This is a genomic window from Pseudomonas putida, assembly GCF_016406145.1.
GTDB lineage: Bacteria > Pseudomonadota > Gammaproteobacteria > Pseudomonadales > Pseudomonadaceae > Aquipseudomonas > Aquipseudomonas putida_E.
Window position 1 is genome coordinate 1,142,204 of sequence record NZ_CP066306.1, and the last position, 16,292, is coordinate 1,158,495.

Consider the following 16,292-nt stretch of genomic DNA (forward strand, 5'->3'; position numbering starts at 1 on the left):
ATCAACGACGCGGATTGCAACATGGCACGTAAAGAGTTCCCGCATTTCGAAGCGGTTTCGGCGATGGTCCCGGTGGAAGGCGGCGGTTACCACGCCGCCATCGCGGTCAAGGCGCTGGGCATGGGCGGTGCGCCGCGTTTTCACAAGGTGCTCGGCGGTCAGGTGTTCAAGAGCGCCATGGCGGCCGACGAGGCCGCCTGCGCCGAGCTCGAACGCCTCAAGGGCGTTGGTGAAGAAGGCGAGTTGGTCTGGTGATCAGGCCTGCGGCCTTCTCATCTTGAAAAGGTTGCCCAGCTCGAAGTAGTCCGCCGGGCCACCGCCTCGCAAGATCGGCTCGGCGGCCGCGGTGTCGTAGATACCGTCCTTGAGCAGGTGCTCAGCGATGTGCACCGCCACCACCTCGCCGAGGATCAGCCAGCTCGGCACATGTTCCTGGTCAGCCCGCTTGAGCTGGACGATCTGGCTCACCTTGCATTCGAAGGCCACCGGGGTTTCGCCCACGCGGGGTACCTTCACCAGGCTCGACGGGGTTGCCGTCAACCCGCTCAAGTCGAACTCGTTCACCTCTGCCGGTACGGCTGCGCAGCTCTGGTTCATGGCTTCGGCCAGCGGGCGGGTGGCCAGGTTCCAGACGAACTCGCCGGTCTGCTCGATATTGTTCAGGCTGTCTTTGCGCCCGACGCTGCAGAAACCGATGATCGGGGGGATGTAGTTGAAGGCGTTGAAGAAACTGTAGGGCGCGAGGTTCAAGCGGCCTTCGCGGTCCTGGGAGGAGATCCAGCCGATCGGGCGTGGGCCGACGATGGCATTGAACGGGTCGTGGGGCAGGCCGTGGCCTTGGGCAGGTTCGTAGTAGTACATCTGTCGGGCTTGTGGCCCTACCTCCAGAGGGGACGAGGCGCCTAGTGTGCCAAGCTTGTGCCCGCCTGGAAATGATCAAGCCCGACCGAGGCCGGGCTGGTTGCACGCATCAGGGATCAGCTGATGCGGTGGGCGTTGGTGCGGTCGAAGCCGTCTTCGGCGAAGCGTTGTGCGCCGGTGCGGTCGAAGCCGTCTTCGGCGAAGCGTTGTGCGCCAGTGCGGTCGAAGCCGTCTTCGGCGAAGCGTTGTGCGCCAGTGCGGTCGAAGCCGTCTTCGGCGAAGCGTTGTGCACCGGTACGGTCGAAACCGTCTTCAGCGTAAGTGGCTGCTTGGCTCTGGGCCGCTGCGAAGCTGTGGGCGTTGGTGCGGTCGAAGCCATCTTCGGCGAAGGCGCCAGTGGCGAAAACCGAGAGGGCCAGGGTGAGGATCAGTTTGTTTTTCATGATGGTTGCTCCGGTGGGTTCAAGAGGTTGTTTGTTTCTATGAGTCCAATGCTACTCCGATCAATTTGATTAAAAAGCGCAAAAGTTGGCGTTAAATAATCGAATTATCAGATGTTTCTTGGCGCGCCGATTGTCACTTCGCACTTGGTACGGCCCGGCAACGCCAGGGATGCGTTCCGGAGTGCAATTGGGCTCTCCAGCCTACGCAGGATGCAGCAGCGGTATTAATTCGGGGTTAAGGCGGGGATTTGGTGGGCTGTCGGGTGAGTGTCAAGGGCGCCAGAACACTCAAGCCATGCAACCAGCGACATCACAAAGGCTTTGCGAGCAACCAAAAAAAAGGGGCGCCCAGTTACTGGGGCGCCCCTTTTCAAACCGCAGGATCACTGTCAGTCAGTAGTAATCCGCGAATGCTGCTTGGTGTCCTTCATGGTCGCATACACCAACAGTGAACAAGCGATGCACGCCGTGACGTACCAGTAGAAACCGCTCTCCATGCCGGCGCTCTTGAACCACAGGGCTACGTATTCTGCGGTGCCGCCGAAGATCGAGACGGTCAGGGCGTAAGGCAGACCAACGCCCAGGGCGCGAATCTCGGTGGGGAACAGTTCGGCCTTGACCACGGCGTTGATCGAGGTGTAACCGCTGACGATGATCAACGCAGCCATGATCAGGAAGAACGCGCCCCACCAGGTCTGAATGGTGTGCAGGGTGCTGAGGATCGGTACGGTGAACAGGGTGCCCAGCACGCCGAAGGCAATCAGGATCGGGCGACGGCCGATCTTGTCCGACAGGCCGCCGATGATCGGCTGCAGGCACATGAACAGGAACAGTGTGGCCGCCGAGATGGTGGTCGAATCACTGATGCTCATGCCTACGGTGTTGACCAGGTACTTCTGCATGTAGGTGGTGTAGGTATAGAAGGCCAGGGTGCCGCCCATGGTCAGGCCGACCACGGTCATCAGTTCCTTGGGGTGGCGCATCAGGGTGCGCATCAGGCTTTCCTTGGCCTTTTCCTTCTTGGTGAACGAGGCGGTTTCTTCCATGCCACGGCGCAGGTACAGCGCGACCACCGCGCACAGCGCGCCAATCACGAACGGTACGCGCCAGCCCCAGGCATACAGTTGCTCGGTGGTCAGCGTCTGCTGCAGAACGATCAGCACCGCCAGGGCGATGAGCTGGCCGGAGATCAGGGTCACGTACTGGAAGCTGGAGAAGAAACCACGGCGCTCCTTGCTGGCCATTTCGCTGAGGTAGGTAGCCGAGGTGCCATATTCACCCCCTACCGACAGGCCCTGCAGCAGGCGGGCGATGACCAGCAGGACGGGGGCGGCGACGCCGATGGTTTCGTAACCCGGGGTCAGGGCGATGACCAGGGAGCCTGCGCACATGAGCAGCACAGACGCCATCAGCGCGGCTTTGCGCCCCTTGCGGTCGGCGTAAAGGCCCATCAGCCAGCCACCGATCGGGCGCATGAGGAAGCCCACGGCGAAAATGGCGGCCGTGTTGAGCAGTTGTGCGGTTGAATCGCCGGCCGGGAAGAAGGCCTTGGCGAAATACAGCGAGAATGCGGCGTACACGTACCAGTCGTACCATTCGACCATGTTGCCGATGGAACCGCTGAAAATCGACTTGAGGCGGCTGGCGGTGGTTCTTTCTGCGGCGGGCGCGACGGCTGCCCCGGTTGGCAGGGAGGTGGCGTTATCCATCAGGGATACCTTCTCGTTGTTTTTGTGGAGCGCGCTGAAGCGCAGCTTGCCAGCGAGATTGCAGAAGGTGTGCCAAACGGGTGCGTTGTGATTCATTTGAGGGCGCGTCGCGCCCTTCGCGGGCGTGCCGTGCCCATGGGAACCGCGCTGCCGCTGGCCGCCCGCAGTTTCATCGGCGTGGGCTTGCACGTGATGAACTGCAGGGGCAGCTTATGAAAAAGAGTGAAAGTGAGCGGATTTTTGCTTATTGAGATAAGCCAATAGGCGGATTTCCGCTCATTCCCTTACAACGAAATCCTCGCGTACCAGCCCATGGCGCTGCATCTTTTCGTTGAGGGTGCGCCTGGGCAGTTGCAAGTCTTGCATCACGCCTTTGATTTCGCCTTTGTGCAGGCGCAATGCCGCTCGCAGGCATTGCGCCTCGAACGCTTCCATCTGCTCAACCAAAGACTGGCCTGCAGGCAAGCTGTCAAGGCTCGGCGAACCCAAGCCCAGCGCGTGGCGTTCGGCGGCATTGGCCAGCTCCCGCACGTTGCCCGGCCAGTCATGTGACAGCAGCTGCGCCAGTTGCATACCCGACAACGGCGGGGCTGAGCGGCCGAGCTTCTGTGCTGCGGCATGAGCGAAATGCTCGAAAAGCAGCGGGATGTCCTCGCGCCGCTCGCGCAACGGTGCCAGGCGTAGTTCGGCGACATTCAGGCGATAGGCCAGGTCTTCGCGAAAACGCCCGGCGCGTGCCTCTTCGAGCAGGTCGGGCTTGGTGGCAGCGATAATTCGCAGGTCGACGCTGATGCTCTGATTGGCCCCCAGCCTTTCCAGCTTCTGCTCCTGGATCACCCGCAGCAGCTTGGCCTGCTGGGCCAGTGGCATGCTCTCGATTTCATCGAGGAAAACCGTGCCGCCGTGGGCATATTCGAGCTTGCCGATGCGCTTGCCTTGGGCGCCGGTAAAGGCACCGCTTTCGTGGCCGAACAGTTCGGCTTCGAACAGCGATTCAGGGATGGCTGCACAGTTGAGCGCCACGAAGGGCTTGCTGGCACGCGGGCCGAAGTCGTGCAGGCAGCGGGCCACGCGTTCCTTGCCGCTGCCGGTTTCGCCGCGGATAAGTACATTGACCGGCAGGCTGGCCAGGTCCAGTACCTGCCGACGCAATAGCTGCAGGCCCTGTGACATACCCAGAAGCGTGGATTCCAGGCGCGATTTGAGGTCTGCCTGCTCATGCAGGCGGCGGTTCTCCAGCACCAGCTGGCGCTTCTCCAGCGCGCGGCGCAGGCTCCCGAGCAGGTGCTGTGGGGTGAAGGGTTTTTCCAGGAAATCGTAGGCGCCGTTGCGCATGGCTTCGACCGCCATCGGCACATCGCCATGCCCGGTCAGAAGAATGACCGGCAGGTCCGGATCATCGGCCTGCAGGCGCTCGAGCAGCTGCAAGCCGCCCATGCCCGGCATGCGCACGTCACTGATGACAACCCCTGGAAAATGACAGGGCAACTGAGCCAGGCAGTCCTCGGCGCGGGCGAACAACTGCACGTTGAAACCGGACAGGTTCAACCATTGCTCGACGGCGCTGCGAATACTGGCTTCATCATCGACAACGATCACTGAATTCAACATACAGGCTCCAGGTCGCGGGGCAGGGTAAGGCTCAGGCGCGCACCGCCTGGCAGGTTTTCGGCCTGCAACTGGCCGCCGGCCTCATGGATGATGCCATAGGAAATCGCCAGGCCCAGGCCGAGCCCTTCACCCACCGGTTTGGTGGTGAAGAAGGGGTCAAACACCCTGGCCAGGTCGGTCTCGGCAATCCCGCCGCCTGAGTCGAGCACGCTCAATCGCCATTGATCGTGCTCGGGTTCGATGCGGATTTCCAGGCGTTTGTAACGTTTGTCGGCCATGGCGTCGAGGGCGTTGCGCAGCAGGTTGATCAACACTTGCTCAAGGCGGATCGCATCGCCGCGTACCCATGCCGGGCGCGCCAGGTAGAGGGCCACTTCAACCTCGTCGCTGCGGATGCGTGTGTCCAGCAGATGGAGGGCCTGATCGACAACGGTCGCCAGGTCCAGCCGCTCGCGCAGGCCGACCGGGCTGTTGCGGGCGAAGGTTTTCAGATGGCTGGTGAGCGCGGCCATGCGCGTGAGCATCTGTTCCAGCGGTTCAAGCGCCGCGCGTGCCTCGTCGTAGCGGCCGTGATCAAGCAGCAGGCGCAGGGTTTCCAGCTGCATGCGCTGGGTCGTCAGCGGCTGGTTGATCTCGTGGGCCATGGCCGCTGACATCTGCCCCAGTGCGGCCAGCTTGGCCGACTGCACCAGGCCCTCCTGGGCGGTACGCAGTTCGCGGGTGCGCTCCTCGACCTGGCGCTTGAGCTCTTCGCGGCTGCGCTGGCGCAAGCGGGCCAGGCGCAGGCGCTGGCTGACGAACAGCGCGGCGAACACCAAACTCAGCCACGCGGCAGCTGCGCCCAAAGCTGCGTTACGGCCATCAGCGGCCAGTTGTGGTTTGCGCAGCAGGTGCAAGGTCCAGTTTTCACTTTCCAGCGGCAGGCTTTCCCACAGGTACTCGGCAGGCCCATCAGGCCCCTGCACGCGGCTGAGGGTGCTGTTGCTGGCGAAACGGGTCAGCACCTGATGCTGCAGCGGTACCAGCGGCTGCTTGTCGTACTGGCGGGTCTCGGCGAGCTCTGCCCGATCGGGCCCGCTGAGCGGTTGCAGCTCGCGGTAACGCCAGCCGTCCTGGTTGGCGATGAAGGTGATGCCGCGTGCGTCGCTGACCAGCAGGATGTCGCTGCCCTGGCGCCACTCGCGTTCAAGTTCGGGAAACTCCAGCTTGACCACCATGGCTCCGAGAAAGCGCCCTTGTTCGTCGGTGACTGCACTGGACAGGAAATACCCCGGCACGCCGCTGGTCACGCCCACGGCATAGAAGCGGCCGCTGCCCTGGCTGCGGGTTTGCTTGAAATACGGACGAAAGCCGTAGTTGGAGCCTACGTAGGTGGTGGGCAAGCGCCAGTTGCTGGCCGCCACGGCCAGCCCGGTGTGGTCGAGCAGCTCCAGGGTGGAGGAATTGGCTGCACCATTGATTCGTTCGAGCTTGCGGTTGAGCGCATCCTGTACCTGCTCGCTGATCGGGCCGCGCAGTGCCTGGATCAGTTCCGGGTCCAGCGCCAGGACGGCGGGCAGGGCGCGATAGCGTTCGATGAGGGTATGCAGCGACGTAGCGTACAGCCCCAACTGTTGGCTGGCGCGGCGGGCGTCATCCTCCATGGCTTGACGCTTGGCCTGCTGCATGGCCCAGCCGGCACTGAGCGCGGTGCCGGCCAGGATCAGCAGGGTGATCAGCCCCAAACGCAGGGCGCGAAAGGAAAATTGCATGGGGCAGGTCCGGATGAAGGGGGTATAAGTACCGCCCTATCGCCGTCAAGCCAGCGATAGGGCGGTAAGGCTTGCAGACCGGTTACAGCAGTTCGAAGCTCTTTTGCTGCACGGCCTCTGAGTCCAGCCCGACCTGGACATTGAACGCGCCAGGCTCAGCCACCCGCTGCAGCTGCCCATTGAAGAACTTCAGGTCTTCTTCGCTGATGCGGAAGGCCAAGGTCCGCGACTCACCTGCCTTGAGCATCACTTTCTGGAAGTTTTTAAGTTCCTTGACCGGGCGGCTCATGGATGCCGCTACGTCCTGCAGGTACAACTGGACCACGGTCTCGCCATCAACTTTGCCGGTGTTCTTCACCGTCACCTTGGCCTCCAGCGTCTCGCCACGCTTGAGGTCCTTGTGTGACAGGTTGAGCCCCGACAGCTCGAAGGTGCTGTAGCTCAAGCCGTAACCGAACGGGTACAGCGGGCCGTTTGGCTCTTCGAAGTACTGTGAGGTGTAGTTGCCCGGCTTGCCAGGGGTGAACGGGCGGCCAATGCGCGTGTGGTTGTAGTACATCGGGATCTGCCCGACTGAACGCGGGAAGGTGATGGCCAGCTTGCCCGAAGGGTTGTAGTCACCGAATAGCACGTCGGCGATGGCATTGCCGCCCTCGGTGCCAGCGAACCAGGTTTCCAGGATGGCATCGGCCTGTTCGCGTTCCCAGGCGATCGAAAGCGGCCGGCCGTTCATCAGCACCAGTACCAGCGGCTTGCCAGTGGCTTTCAGGGCCTTGATCAGCTCGCGCTGGCTGGCCGGGATCTCCAGGGTGGTGCGGCTGGACGACTCGTGGGACATGCCACGGGATTCACCCACCACCGCCACCACTACATCGGACTGCTTCGCTGCCTTGACCGCTTCATCGATCAGCACCGCGGCCGGGCGCGGATCGTCGACGATTTCCGGGGCATCGAAGTTGAGGAAGTTCAAGTAATCAACGATCGCCTTGTCGCCAGTGACGTTGGAGCCTTTGGCATAGACCAGCTTGGCCTTGCCCTCGACGGCGCGGCGCAGGCCTTCGCGCACGGTGACCGAGTGCATCGGCTTACCGTCGGCAGCCCAGCTGCCCATCATGTCGATCGGCGCATCGGCTAACGGGCCGACCAAGGCAATGGTGCCGGCTTTTTTCAGCGGAAGGGTCTGCTTGCGGTTTTCCAGCAGCACCAGGCTGCGGCGCGCCACGTCGCGCGCGGCGTCACGGTGCAATCGGTCTTCGCCGTAGTAATCCTTCAGGTCGGTTTCGGCCTTGCCGATACGCACGTACGGGTCCTTGAACAGGCCCATTTCGTACTTGGCGCCCAGTACTTCGCGCACGGCCTGGTCCAGTTCGGCTTGGGTGACCTCGCCTGACTTGAGCAGCCCGGGCAGCTCTTCGCCGTACAGGGTGTCGTTCATGCTCATGTCGATGCCGGCCTTGATCGCCAGTTTGGCCGCTTCGCGACCATCATGGGCCACGCCGTGGCGGATCAGCTCCTGGATGGCGCCGTGGTCACTGATGGTAACGCCCTTGAAGCCCCACTCCTTGCGCAACAGGTCGTTCATCAGCCAGGTATTGGAGGTGGCCGGCACGCCGTTGATCGAGTTCAGCGCCACCATCACCCCGCCGGCACCGGCGTCGAGCGCGGCGCGGTAGGGCGGCAGGTAGTCGTTGTACATCTTCGGCAGGCTCATATCGACCGTGTTGTAGTCGCGCCCGCCTTCCACCGCGCCATACAGGGCGAAGTGCTTGACGATGGCCATGATGCTGTCGGCGTTGGCCGGGCTGCTGCCCTGGAACGAGCGGACCATCGCCTGGCCGATCCTCGAGGTCAGGTAGGTGTCCTCACCGAAGCCCTCGCTGGTGCGGCCCCAGCGAGGGTCGCGGGCGATGTCGACCATGGGCGCAAAGGTCATGTCCAGAGCGTCGGCGGCGGCTTCGATGGCTGAAGTGCGGCCGACCTTGGCGATGGCGTCCATGTCCCAGGTGGCAGCCAGCCCCAGGCCGATCGGGAAAATGGTGCGCTCGCCGTGGATGGTGTCGTAGGCGAAGAACATCGGAATCTTCAGGCGGCTGCGCATGGCTGCGTCCTGCATGGGCCGGTTCTCAGGGGCTGTGCGCGAGTTGAAGGTACCGCCGATACGGCCTGCCGCGATTTCTTCACGGATCTTGTCGCGTGGCATCTCCGGGCCGATGCTGATCAGGCGCAGCTGGCCGATCTTTTCAGCCTCGGTCATCTGGCTGATCAGATGCTCGATGAATGCCTGCTTGTCCTGCAGGGGCGGGGCGGTGGGGGCGGCGAGGGCCGCCTGACTGGCAAGGCCCAAGGCCAGGCCCAGCAAAGACAGTTTCATCATGAATTCCGTTGTCGAGGCCTGTGCCGTATCCACGGTGATACGTGCGCGGCCGAAGTTTTCAGGCGGCTATTGTTGTACGATTTACCGGCATTAATTCCAGCGGCGGATTATGCCTGATTATGTCGCTCGCTGAGGATCACCCGAGTGCCGGGACAACAACTATAAAAACGATCAGAGACCGAAGGCATGACTCCCCTCGACGAATACGAGCAGCGCCAGATCGCTGAGGCCATAGCGCGCGTGGAACGGCGCACCGATGCCGAGCTGGTGACCATGCTGGCTCGGCGTGCCGATGATTACGCTTACCTTCCGCTGTTCTGGGCCGCGGTGCTGGCGCTGGTGTTGCCGGGCCTGATGCAACTGCTGCTGGGTTGGCCCGGAGGGCACGGGCTGCTGGTGGCCAACGTGCTGCTGTTCATCGGCCTGTGTGTGCTGCTACGCGCCCCACGCTTGAACGCTTGGTTGATCCCCCCTGCGCTGCGCCGCTGGCAGGCATCGCGCCTGGCCCGGCAACAGTTTCGCGAGCAGAACCTGCATTGCACGGCCAAGGGGGCCGGGGTGCTGATCTTCGTGGCCGAGGTGGAGCTGCATGTGGAGATCCTGGTCGATCAAGGTATCGATTGCTATCTCGATGCTGACACACGTGCAGTGATTGGCGCCCGCTTTGCCGAGCAGGTGCGCCAGGGCCGCACCGTGGAGGGTTTTGTCGAGTGCATCGACGCCTGCGGTGAACGGCTGTGCGAGCACGTGCCGCGCACCCACGCACGCAACGAGCTGCCGAACCGTCTGGTGATTCTAGAGTGAACCACGCCCATCGCGAAAACCTTCGCCTGAGCCAGGCATCAACGTAGAATGCGCGGCATTGCGCAACGCGCTCACCGCTATCCGAGGCACCTGTTTTCCATGTCCGCCAGTACTTCCGCTTCTACCGCGCCGGATGCGCGCGCCCAGTTTCTCGACCTGCTGAGCGCTGTCTTGCACGGCAACACTTTGGTCAAACTGGTGCTGGCGCGCCATGTCGGCGCCGACCAGACCCTGCAGCGGATCATCGCCAAGCCGGTGCAGGTAAAAGGGCAGCCCAACCTGTCGCTGGTCTACCGCCACCAGACCCGCGACATCACCCGTAACGTGCCGCTGGACCAGGCCCAGGCACTGATCGCCGAGCTGCTGGGGCAGAGCTTTCGCAACGCCCACCTGTTCGACGCCGACGGCGAAGTGCAACTGACCTTCAGCAAGAAGGGCAAACCGATGCTCCAGCGCCACGGTGCCCAGGCGCCGCGCGAGGCTGCTGCCGGCACGGGCCACGACCGCGAGAAGAAGCGCTACCTGGAACTGTCGCGGCCCTTCCTGCGCGATCTGGGCGTGACTGACGCGCAAGGCGCCCTGATACCGTCCATGTCGCGCAAGTGGAAGCAGATCAACAAATTCGTGGAAGTGTTCGATCACGCACTGGCCAATGCGCCGGTGCCGCCTGACCAGGTGCTTCGGGTAGCCGATTTCGGTTCAGGCAAGGGCTACCTGACCTTCGCCATGCACGACTATCTGAGCAACAGCCTGGGCCGCGCAGCGCAGGTGACAGGGGTGGAGCTGCGTCAGGACATGGTCGATTTGTGCAATGCAGCGGCTTCGCGTCTGCAGCACCCAGGCCTGGAGTTTCAATGCGGTGACGTACGCAGCGTAGTACCCGAGGCCATCGAGGTGATGATCGCCCTGCATGCCTGCGACATTGCTACCGATTACGCGATCCACACCGGAATCCGTTGCAACGCCGCGATCATCATGTGCTCGCCGTGCTGTCACAAGCAGATTCGCCCGCAACTGCACAGCCCGGGCTTGCTACAGCCGATGCTGCAATATGGCCTGCATCTGGGGCAGCAGGCGGAGATGCTCACCGACAGCTTGCGCGCGCTGTATCTGGAAGCCTGTGGTTACGAGACCAAGGTGTTCGAGTTCATCTCGCTTGAGCACACCAACAAGAACAAGATGATTCTTGCGGTGAAGCGCAAGCAGCCCGTAGCGGCGCAAGCGCTGCTGGAGAAGATTGCGCAACTGAAAGCGTTTTATGGGGTGCAGGAGCATTGCCTGGAGACGTTGTTGCGCAACGACGGGTTGATTCCCCCCATCTCAGCGTAAGTCGGCTGTGGCGCTCGTCCCCGAGCGCCTGTCAGTGTTCTGCATGCACTGGCATCTTAACCGCGTACTCCGCCAACCCCAACGGATGCGTACCCGCATCAAAGAAATGCAGCGCTGTCCCCGCCAGATCACCAAAGCGGTCCACAAAGTGCTGCTTCTGATTGACCACCGAAGCCTCGCTCAACGGCCTTATGGCAATCGAAAGATGGCGCGGCCGCGCCTGGCGAATGGCGTCGAGCAGATGCTGGTCGCTGCTGTCCAGGTGCTGCCCGAACAGGCATAGCCCCTGGTTTTCCTGTGCCAACTGGCCCAGACACCAAGCCAGGTAATCCGAGTTGCGGATGGCGCGCAGTTTTTCGTCACTACGGTCTTCGTTGACGAACAGCGGTACTTCACCCGGAATGTTCACGGCGAAGCCGTCCAGCAGCTCGGCGCTTTCGGCGCTGCGCTGACGGGTGGTACCGTCGGGCAGCTTGAGCAGGTGCAGGCCGCCGTGCAAATGCAGCACACGCGTCCCTTCGCTGCGGGTGCGGCGTACGTCGAAGAAGCCTTGTTCATCGAACAGCGTGGCGAAGCCCTGGGGTGCGTACTGCACTGCCCAAGGCAGGATCAGGTCGTAGTTGCTGGTATAGACACTGCGGTAGCCGCGCAAGGCTTGGTTGATCGATGCCAAGGTTGTCGCTGGCATCTTTGGCCATGGCAGGTGCACGGTACGCACGGCGTGGATCAGCGCTTCCTTGATCGAGTAGTAGCGGTTCAGCGGCGCAGTAGAGTTGATCGCCAGGGCGGCATTGGCGCGCACAGTCTGGTTCAGCGTGCTCAGCACCGGCTCGAACAATTCGGTGCCCAAGGACTTGAACAAGGCCTGGTCGCTGATCGCCAGGCCTTTCTTGCGGCCGGCGCGCTGGGCCTCCTCGAACAGCGAGAAATAGCCGAATGTTTTCCACAGCATGCGGCTGGCGCCGTTGCCCAGTAGCAGGGCATCGCAGGGGTGGCGTTGGGCGAGTTCCTGCCAGGTGGCGAGGTGGGCGTCTAGTGCGGGCATGATGGGTCCATTCGCTGGAGCGGGAAACGGTGGCGACTTTAGCATGTCATGCAATGTGTGCGAGGGTTGCGCCACAGCCACGACAAGGTTCGCAGAATGAAAGAGGACTTCACATGCGCAATTGTTTGATCGGGATGCTGGCCTTGGCATCTCTGGGGCCGGCCTCAGTGGCCCTGGCAGCGGACGGCAAAGCCCTCGCCGGAGCCCACGACATACCATACCCGGCCGTGATCGCTCACCGCGGCGCCTCTTACCACGCACCGGAATCAACCAGGCCCGCCTACCTGTTGGCCCGCGAGTTGGGCGCCGACTACCTGGAACTGGACCTGCAGCGCACGCGTGACGGCGTGCTGGTTGTGGTCCACGATGATGAGCTGTCACGTACTAGCGATGTCGCCGAGCGTTTCCCCGAGCGCAAACACAGCCCGGTGAGTGCGTTTACCCTCGCCGAGCTCAAGTCCCTGGACGCCGGCAGCTGGTTCAACAGCGCCTACCCGGCACGTGCCAGGGCATCGTTCGCCAAACTCTCGATCCTTACCCTTGACGAAGTCATCGATATTGCCGAAGGCAACCCGCAGCGCCAGCCCGGTCTGTACATCGAGACCAAGGTTCCCAGCCAGTTTCCAGGCATTGAACAGCAGCTCGAAGAGCGCTTGGAGGCCCGTGGCTGGCTCGACCGGCCTGGGCGCGTGGTGCTGCAGACATTCGATCGCAACAGCCTGGCGTTGCTGCACGAGGCGATGCCGCAGGTACCGAAGATTCTGCTGCTGTGGGTGGGTACCAAGGCCATCGCACCGGCCTCGGGACAAGATTTCGCGGATTCAGGCGAAAGCGACAAGGCCGCCTTTTATGCACGCCAGCAACCGAAGAGCCGGGCTGAGTTCCTGCGCTGGCTGGATTTCGCCAAGCAGGGCGGTGCGATCGGTACCGGGCCTTCTGCCAAGCGCAGCAAGCTGGGCGAACAGAGCTATGCCGATCTCATTCAGCCATGGATGAACCAGGCCAGCCATGAGCGCGGGCTGCTGGTGCACGTCTATACGCTCGATGACGCGCAGGACTTCGCCGCAAGCATGAAGGCAGGGGTGGATGGGATCTTTACCAACAGGGCGGGTGCGCTACTGCGCTTTTATGATCGCCCGGCTGAAAGCGAGTCGGGTTTGCTGAAAAGGCTGGGGTACTGAGCTGTTGAAGGCGGCAAGCAGGGCGGCTTGCGGATGATCTTCGCCTCAAGGGCAGCGATGACGTTGGTTGAACGCCATGCGAGAATGCGGTGTGGAGCGGGTAGAGGGAATCGAACCCTCGTCGGAAGCTTGGGAAGCTACTGTTCTACCATTAAACTATACCCGCGTCTGCGCCCGACTTTTTACCAGAACCTGCCCGGAATTAGAAGCCCTCGTTATAAACCGGTGAAAAAAACTGTCGGCGCCCGTAGCCTGCAGGCCATGGCTACAGGGCGCCGATGCACTCAGATGGCCCATGCATGCTGCTCTTGGCTGGCGTTGAACGGGGTGCGTGCCCGTGCCTGGCGCACGGTCGGCTTGAGGAAGCCGAGCAACGCGCTGCGGGTGGCTTCGCAGGCCGTCTTGTTCTCCATGTCCAGGAAGTGCCCGGCATCACGGATCACCGTGAAGTGGCTCTTGCCGACATGGTTGCCGAACTGGCGAGCGTCTTCTGCGGTGGTGTACTCGTCACGGTCGCCGTTGATGAACAGCACCGGGATGTCGATGTTGCGCGCGCCTCGCAGTGCCCGTTCCAGGTCATGCTGCAGCACCTGGTTGATGTGGAAGTGCATCTGCGCATACTCGTGGCTGTCCAGGCTGCTGACATGCCGGTAGTTGAAACGCTTGAACAGCGATGGCAGGTGCTTGCCGATGGTGTCGTTGACCAGGTTGCCGACCTGGTAGCGATCGCAGGCAGCCAGGTACTGGCAACCACGGTTCAGGTAGTCGCGCATCGGTTCGTTGATCACCGGCGAGAACGAGCTGACCACCGCCTTTTTCACTATACGAGGCTGGTGCGCCAGCGCCAGCAGGGTGCAGGCACCGCCCCAGGAGAACGACATCACGTGGTCGGCCTGGAAGTGCTCGATCAGCTCAAGCAGGATATGCGCCTCGTCTTCTTTGCTGATCAGGCGTTCCTGGCGGTTGTGCGCCTTGGACTTGCCCGAGTAGGGCTGGTCGTACAGCACGACGTTGAATTGTGGGTGCAGGTTACGCACCGTCTGGGCGAACGAAGCCGTGGTGGCCAGCGAGCCATTGATCAGGATGATCGTCTTCTCGGCTGCATCCGCGCGATGGAACTCCGTGTAAACCCGATACTGACCTTGGATATCAAGTACAGCGATTTCTGGCCTCATGTCATCGACTCCTGGCGCAAAAAGGGTGTTCGCGTCACCTAGGGTGCACGTTCTTTATGACAGGTAGGCATTTGCCTGAAGGAATTACCGGGCCCTGTGTCGATCCTTGGCACATGTGTCGACGGTATTGTTTTTGGCGGGCAATTTGCCGTGCTCCAAGGCATCGAGGCCTTGGGTAGCCGGCAAAAAGATGTCTTGGCGCGCAGCGTGACTGACGAGTCACGCGCGGACCGACAAGTTAGGAGTCAAGCAGTGGGTTGGGGATCACGCAAGTGCCGGCTGGGTGAAATTGTGACTTTTGTCGCCGGGCGGTCGTATGACGTCCGTACAGCGCCTCAACCGGTCTGGACCGAGGCGATTTCCGCAGCCGTTAGCGCCCGGAACTCACCTGGCGCCAAGCCTGGATCGAGCTGTATCGCACCCATGGTTTCCCTGTGCAACCCTACAACCTTATTGTCGAAGTACCCGAACATGCGCTTGACCTGGTGATACCGCCCTTCAATGATGGCCAGCCTCGCCGTGCGCGGGCCGAGGATGTCCAGTTGCGCGGGGAGGGTGGTCAGGTCTTCGAAGGCGAAATAGAAGCCTGCGCGAAACTTTTCGATGTAATGCGCGCCGATTTCATCTTCCGTTTCCACCAGATAGTGCTTGGGCAGCTTGGTCGCCGGCTGGGTCAGTCGCCGCGACCATTGGCCGTCGTTGGTCAGGATCATCAGCCCGGTGGTGTTGTAGTCGAGCCGCCCGGCAATGTGCAGGTCCGCGCGCAACGGCTCAGGCAGCAGGTCGAGTACAGTGCGATGCTGTGAATCGTGAGTGGCGCTGACGCAGCCGACCGGTTTGTGCAGCATCAGGTAGCGCGCCGGGCGCCCCGCCTGGAGCAGTTGATCATCCACCTCGATTCGACTGAATTCGCGGACTTCCGCCCGTGGGTCGGCTACCGTTTCGCCATCCACCCGCACGCGGCGCTGCACCAGCAGCAGGCGTACTTGCTGGCGGTTATAGCTGGGCAGGTTGGCGAGGAAGCGGTCAAGGCGCATGGCATCGAGGACGTCGAGGGGAGGGGCGCGCAGTCTAGCGCTTTTCTGCCTCGACCTGGGCGGGCGCGTTCTCGGGCAGAGCCGCCCCTGCGGCGCAGCGCGGGCAGAGGCAGGCTTTGTCGCGCAGCTCGGTTGGCAGGGCCTTCAGAACTGCGGGGTCAATGCTCACGGCGTAGCACCAGCAGGCTGCTGCCGCAGTGCGCGGGTCGGCCAGGGTGCATTGGTTGAGGGCGCCGCAGGCAGGGCAGCGCTGGCTGTCATTCATACACTAGTCCGGGGTGTTCAATGCAGGCACGGTTGCGGCCGGCCTGCTTGCATCATCGAGGTGCTCATTCTAGTGATATGGCCGGGAAAAGACTGCAGGTTTATTGGGGTATCGAAGCTATTTCAAATTATTGCGCAAATGGCACTGCACGATGGCGGCAATGTCTGAATCCTTGTCGATGTTCGCTTTGGCTTCGACGCTCGGCAGCGCCGCTGTACGGGCACCCCAGCGGTCCAGGAGGCCGCCATGTCCTATCGAATTCTGTTGATCGCCCTGTTGGGCCTGATGACAACCGCCTGCGTGCCCTACCACGAGGGAGGCCGTTACTATCGTACCGATTACTACACCGCTGACCGGTATGCCTCGCCGGGTTATTACCGCCATGACCGCTATTACGTAGCCCCCCAACCGCGCTATTACTACCAGCCGGCACCGCGTTACTACCGGCCTGCGCCCGTGCCGCAATACCGTCCGCACCCGCAGCCGGGGATGAAGCAGTGGCATGGCAACCCGCGTCATGATTATGGCAATCGCCAGCGTTATGACTACGGCCGTGATCGCGACCGGCATGATTACCGCAATGACAGCCGGCGGTACCAGAATGACCGTTGGCACTCCAATGGACGGGGTGATCGTGATCGCCGCCCGGATGGTGGGCGCGGTGGTGATCGCAACTGGCAACGGTAACGGGTGACGGGGGCGCAGAG

At 62.3% G+C, this 16,292-nt stretch carries 15 protein-coding genes and 1 tRNA gene; 5 read left to right on the forward strand and 11 right to left on the reverse strand.

Going from position 1 to position 16,292, the window contains the following annotated elements; all coding sequences use genetic code 11:
- The first annotated feature begins 21 nt into the window (after positions 1 to 21).
- Entirely contained in the window at positions 22 to 255 is a 234-nt protein-coding gene (locus tag JET17_RS05245) for a hypothetical protein (protein ID WP_012312959.1), read from the forward strand.
- On the opposite strand, the gene JET17_RS05250 is transcribed toward JET17_RS05245, so the two are convergent.
- The 6 genes from JET17_RS05250 to bglX form a co-directional block, all read right to left on the reverse strand.
- Positions 256 to 861, reverse strand: a complete 606-nt coding sequence (locus JET17_RS05250; protein ID WP_012312960.1) for a flavin reductase family protein — start codon at positions 859 to 861, stop codon at positions 256 to 258.
- A 116-nt stretch (positions 862 to 977) separates the two neighbouring features.
- Positions 978 to 1,304, reverse strand: coding sequence for a hypothetical protein (locus tag JET17_RS05255; protein ID WP_012312961.1), 327 nt, complete (start codon positions 1,302 to 1,304; stop codon positions 978 to 980).
- Positions 1,305 to 1,693: 389 nt separating this feature from the next.
- Positions 1,694 to 3,013, reverse strand: a complete 1,320-nt coding sequence (locus JET17_RS05260; protein ID WP_042111891.1) for an MFS transporter — start codon at positions 3,011 to 3,013, stop codon at positions 1,694 to 1,696.
- Between the two features lie 276 nt (positions 3,014 to 3,289).
- Positions 3,290 to 4,624 (reverse strand): sigma-54-dependent transcriptional regulator, encoded by a 1,335-nt coding sequence (locus tag JET17_RS05265; protein ID WP_012312963.1) that lies wholly within the window; start codon positions 4,622 to 4,624, stop codon positions 3,290 to 3,292.
- On the reverse strand, positions 4,618 to 6,375 hold the full coding sequence (locus JET17_RS05270) for an ATP-binding protein (RefSeq protein WP_012312964.1): 1,758 nt from the start codon (positions 6,373 to 6,375) through the stop codon (positions 4,618 to 4,620). Before JET17_RS05270 ends, JET17_RS05265 begins: the two co-directional genes overlap by 7 nt.
- Positions 6,376 to 6,457: 82 nt before the next feature.
- Positions 6,458 to 8,749, reverse strand: a complete 2,292-nt coding sequence (bglX, locus tag JET17_RS05275) for a beta-glucosidase BglX (protein ID WP_012312965.1) — start codon at positions 8,747 to 8,749, stop codon at positions 6,458 to 6,460.
- 186 nt (positions 8,750 to 8,935) lie between these two features.
- Here bglX and JET17_RS05280 point away from each other — a divergent pair, with 186 nt between their 5' ends.
- Both JET17_RS05280 and JET17_RS05285 read left to right on the forward strand, forming a co-directional pair.
- The gene (locus tag JET17_RS05280) at positions 8,936 to 9,553 is read left to right on the forward strand and encodes a TPM domain-containing protein (protein ID WP_012312966.1); all 618 of its coding nucleotides are present in this window, start codon (positions 8,936 to 8,938) and stop codon (positions 9,551 to 9,553) included.
- Positions 9,554 to 9,652: 99 nt separating this feature from the next.
- Positions 9,653 to 10,882 (forward strand): class I SAM-dependent methyltransferase, encoded by a 1,230-nt coding sequence (locus tag JET17_RS05285; protein WP_012312967.1) that lies wholly within the window; start codon positions 9,653 to 9,655, stop codon positions 10,880 to 10,882.
- A gap of 31 nt (positions 10,883 to 10,913) precedes the next feature.
- Here the strand turns inward: JET17_RS05285 and JET17_RS05290 are convergent, their stop codons facing one another.
- The gene (locus JET17_RS05290) at positions 10,914 to 11,927 is read right to left on the reverse strand and encodes a DUF4917 family protein (RefSeq protein ID WP_012312968.1); all 1,014 of its coding nucleotides are present in this window, start codon (positions 11,925 to 11,927) and stop codon (positions 10,914 to 10,916) included.
- Between the two features lie 113 nt (positions 11,928 to 12,040).
- Here JET17_RS05290 and JET17_RS05295 point away from each other — a divergent pair, with 113 nt between their 5' ends.
- Positions 12,041 to 13,108: a glycerophosphodiester phosphodiesterase gene (locus tag JET17_RS05295; protein ID WP_012312969.1), complete on the forward strand. Its 1,068-nt coding sequence runs from the start codon at positions 12,041 to 12,043 to the stop codon at positions 13,106 to 13,108.
- A 92-nt stretch (positions 13,109 to 13,200) separates the two neighbouring features.
- Here JET17_RS05295 and JET17_RS05300 read toward each other — a convergent pair.
- The 4 genes from JET17_RS05300 to JET17_RS05315 form a co-directional block, all read right to left on the reverse strand.
- Positions 13,201 to 13,274 (reverse strand) — tRNA-Gly (locus JET17_RS05300).
- Between the two features lie 118 nt (positions 13,275 to 13,392).
- Complete coding sequence (locus JET17_RS05305) at positions 13,393 to 14,283, reverse strand: alpha/beta fold hydrolase (protein ID WP_012312970.1); 891 nt, start codon at positions 14,281 to 14,283, stop codon at positions 13,393 to 13,395.
- A 335-nt stretch (positions 14,284 to 14,618) separates the two neighbouring features.
- Positions 14,619 to 15,320 (reverse strand): pseudouridine synthase, encoded by a 702-nt coding sequence (locus tag JET17_RS05310; RefSeq protein WP_012312971.1) that lies wholly within the window; start codon positions 15,318 to 15,320, stop codon positions 14,619 to 14,621.
- 34 nt (positions 15,321 to 15,354) lie between these two features.
- A complete protein-coding gene (locus JET17_RS05315; RefSeq protein WP_012312972.1) occupies positions 15,355 to 15,585 on the reverse strand; it encodes a cysteine-rich CWC family protein in 231 nt (76 codons plus the stop codon).
- Between the two features lie 246 nt (positions 15,586 to 15,831).
- On the opposite strand from JET17_RS05315, the gene JET17_RS05320 reads away from it, so the two are divergent.
- Positions 15,832 to 16,272: a hypothetical protein gene (locus JET17_RS05320; RefSeq protein WP_012312973.1), complete on the forward strand. Its 441-nt coding sequence runs from the start codon at positions 15,832 to 15,834 to the stop codon at positions 16,270 to 16,272.
- The last annotated feature ends 20 nt before the right edge of the window (positions 16,273 to 16,292 follow it).

Coding starts and splice junctions, on each gene's coding strand:
- JET17_RS05245 (WP_012312959.1), top strand. CDS start 22: ATGGCACGTAAAGAGTTCCCGCATTTCGAAGCGGTTTCGGCGATGGTC.
- JET17_RS05250 (WP_012312960.1), bottom strand. CDS start 861: ATGTACTACTACGAACCTGCCCAAGGCCACGGCCTGCCCCACGACCCG.
- JET17_RS05255 (WP_012312961.1), bottom strand. CDS start 1,304: ATGAAAAACAAACTGATCCTCACCCTGGCCCTCTCGGTTTTCGCCACT.
- JET17_RS05260 (WP_042111891.1), bottom strand. CDS start 3,013: ATGGATAACGCCACCTCCCTGCCAACCGGGGCAGCCGTCGCGCCCGCC.
- JET17_RS05265 (WP_012312963.1), bottom strand. CDS start 4,624: ATGTTGAATTCAGTGATCGTTGTCGATGATGAAGCCAGTATTCGCAGC.
- JET17_RS05270 (WP_012312964.1), bottom strand. CDS start 6,375: ATGCAATTTTCCTTTCGCGCCCTGCGTTTGGGGCTGATCACCCTGCTG.
- bglX (WP_012312965.1), bottom strand. CDS start 8,749: ATGATGAAACTGTCTTTGCTGGGCCTGGCCTTGGGCCTTGCCAGTCAG.
- JET17_RS05280 (WP_012312966.1), top strand. CDS start 8,936: ATGACTCCCCTCGACGAATACGAGCAGCGCCAGATCGCTGAGGCCATA.
- JET17_RS05285 (WP_012312967.1), top strand. CDS start 9,653: ATGTCCGCCAGTACTTCCGCTTCTACCGCGCCGGATGCGCGCGCCCAG.
- JET17_RS05290 (WP_012312968.1), bottom strand. CDS start 11,927: ATGCCCGCACTAGACGCCCACCTCGCCACCTGGCAGGAACTCGCCCAA.
- JET17_RS05295 (WP_012312969.1), top strand. CDS start 12,041: ATGCGCAATTGTTTGATCGGGATGCTGGCCTTGGCATCTCTGGGGCCG.
- JET17_RS05305 (WP_012312970.1), bottom strand. CDS start 14,283: ATGAGGCCAGAAATCGCTGTACTTGATATCCAAGGTCAGTATCGGGTT.
- JET17_RS05310 (WP_012312971.1), bottom strand. CDS start 15,320: ATGCGCCTTGACCGCTTCCTCGCCAACCTGCCCAGCTATAACCGCCAG.
- JET17_RS05315 (WP_012312972.1), bottom strand. CDS start 15,585: ATGAATGACAGCCAGCGCTGCCCTGCCTGCGGCGCCCTCAACCAATGC.
- JET17_RS05320 (WP_012312973.1), top strand. CDS start 15,832: ATGTCCTATCGAATTCTGTTGATCGCCCTGTTGGGCCTGATGACAACC.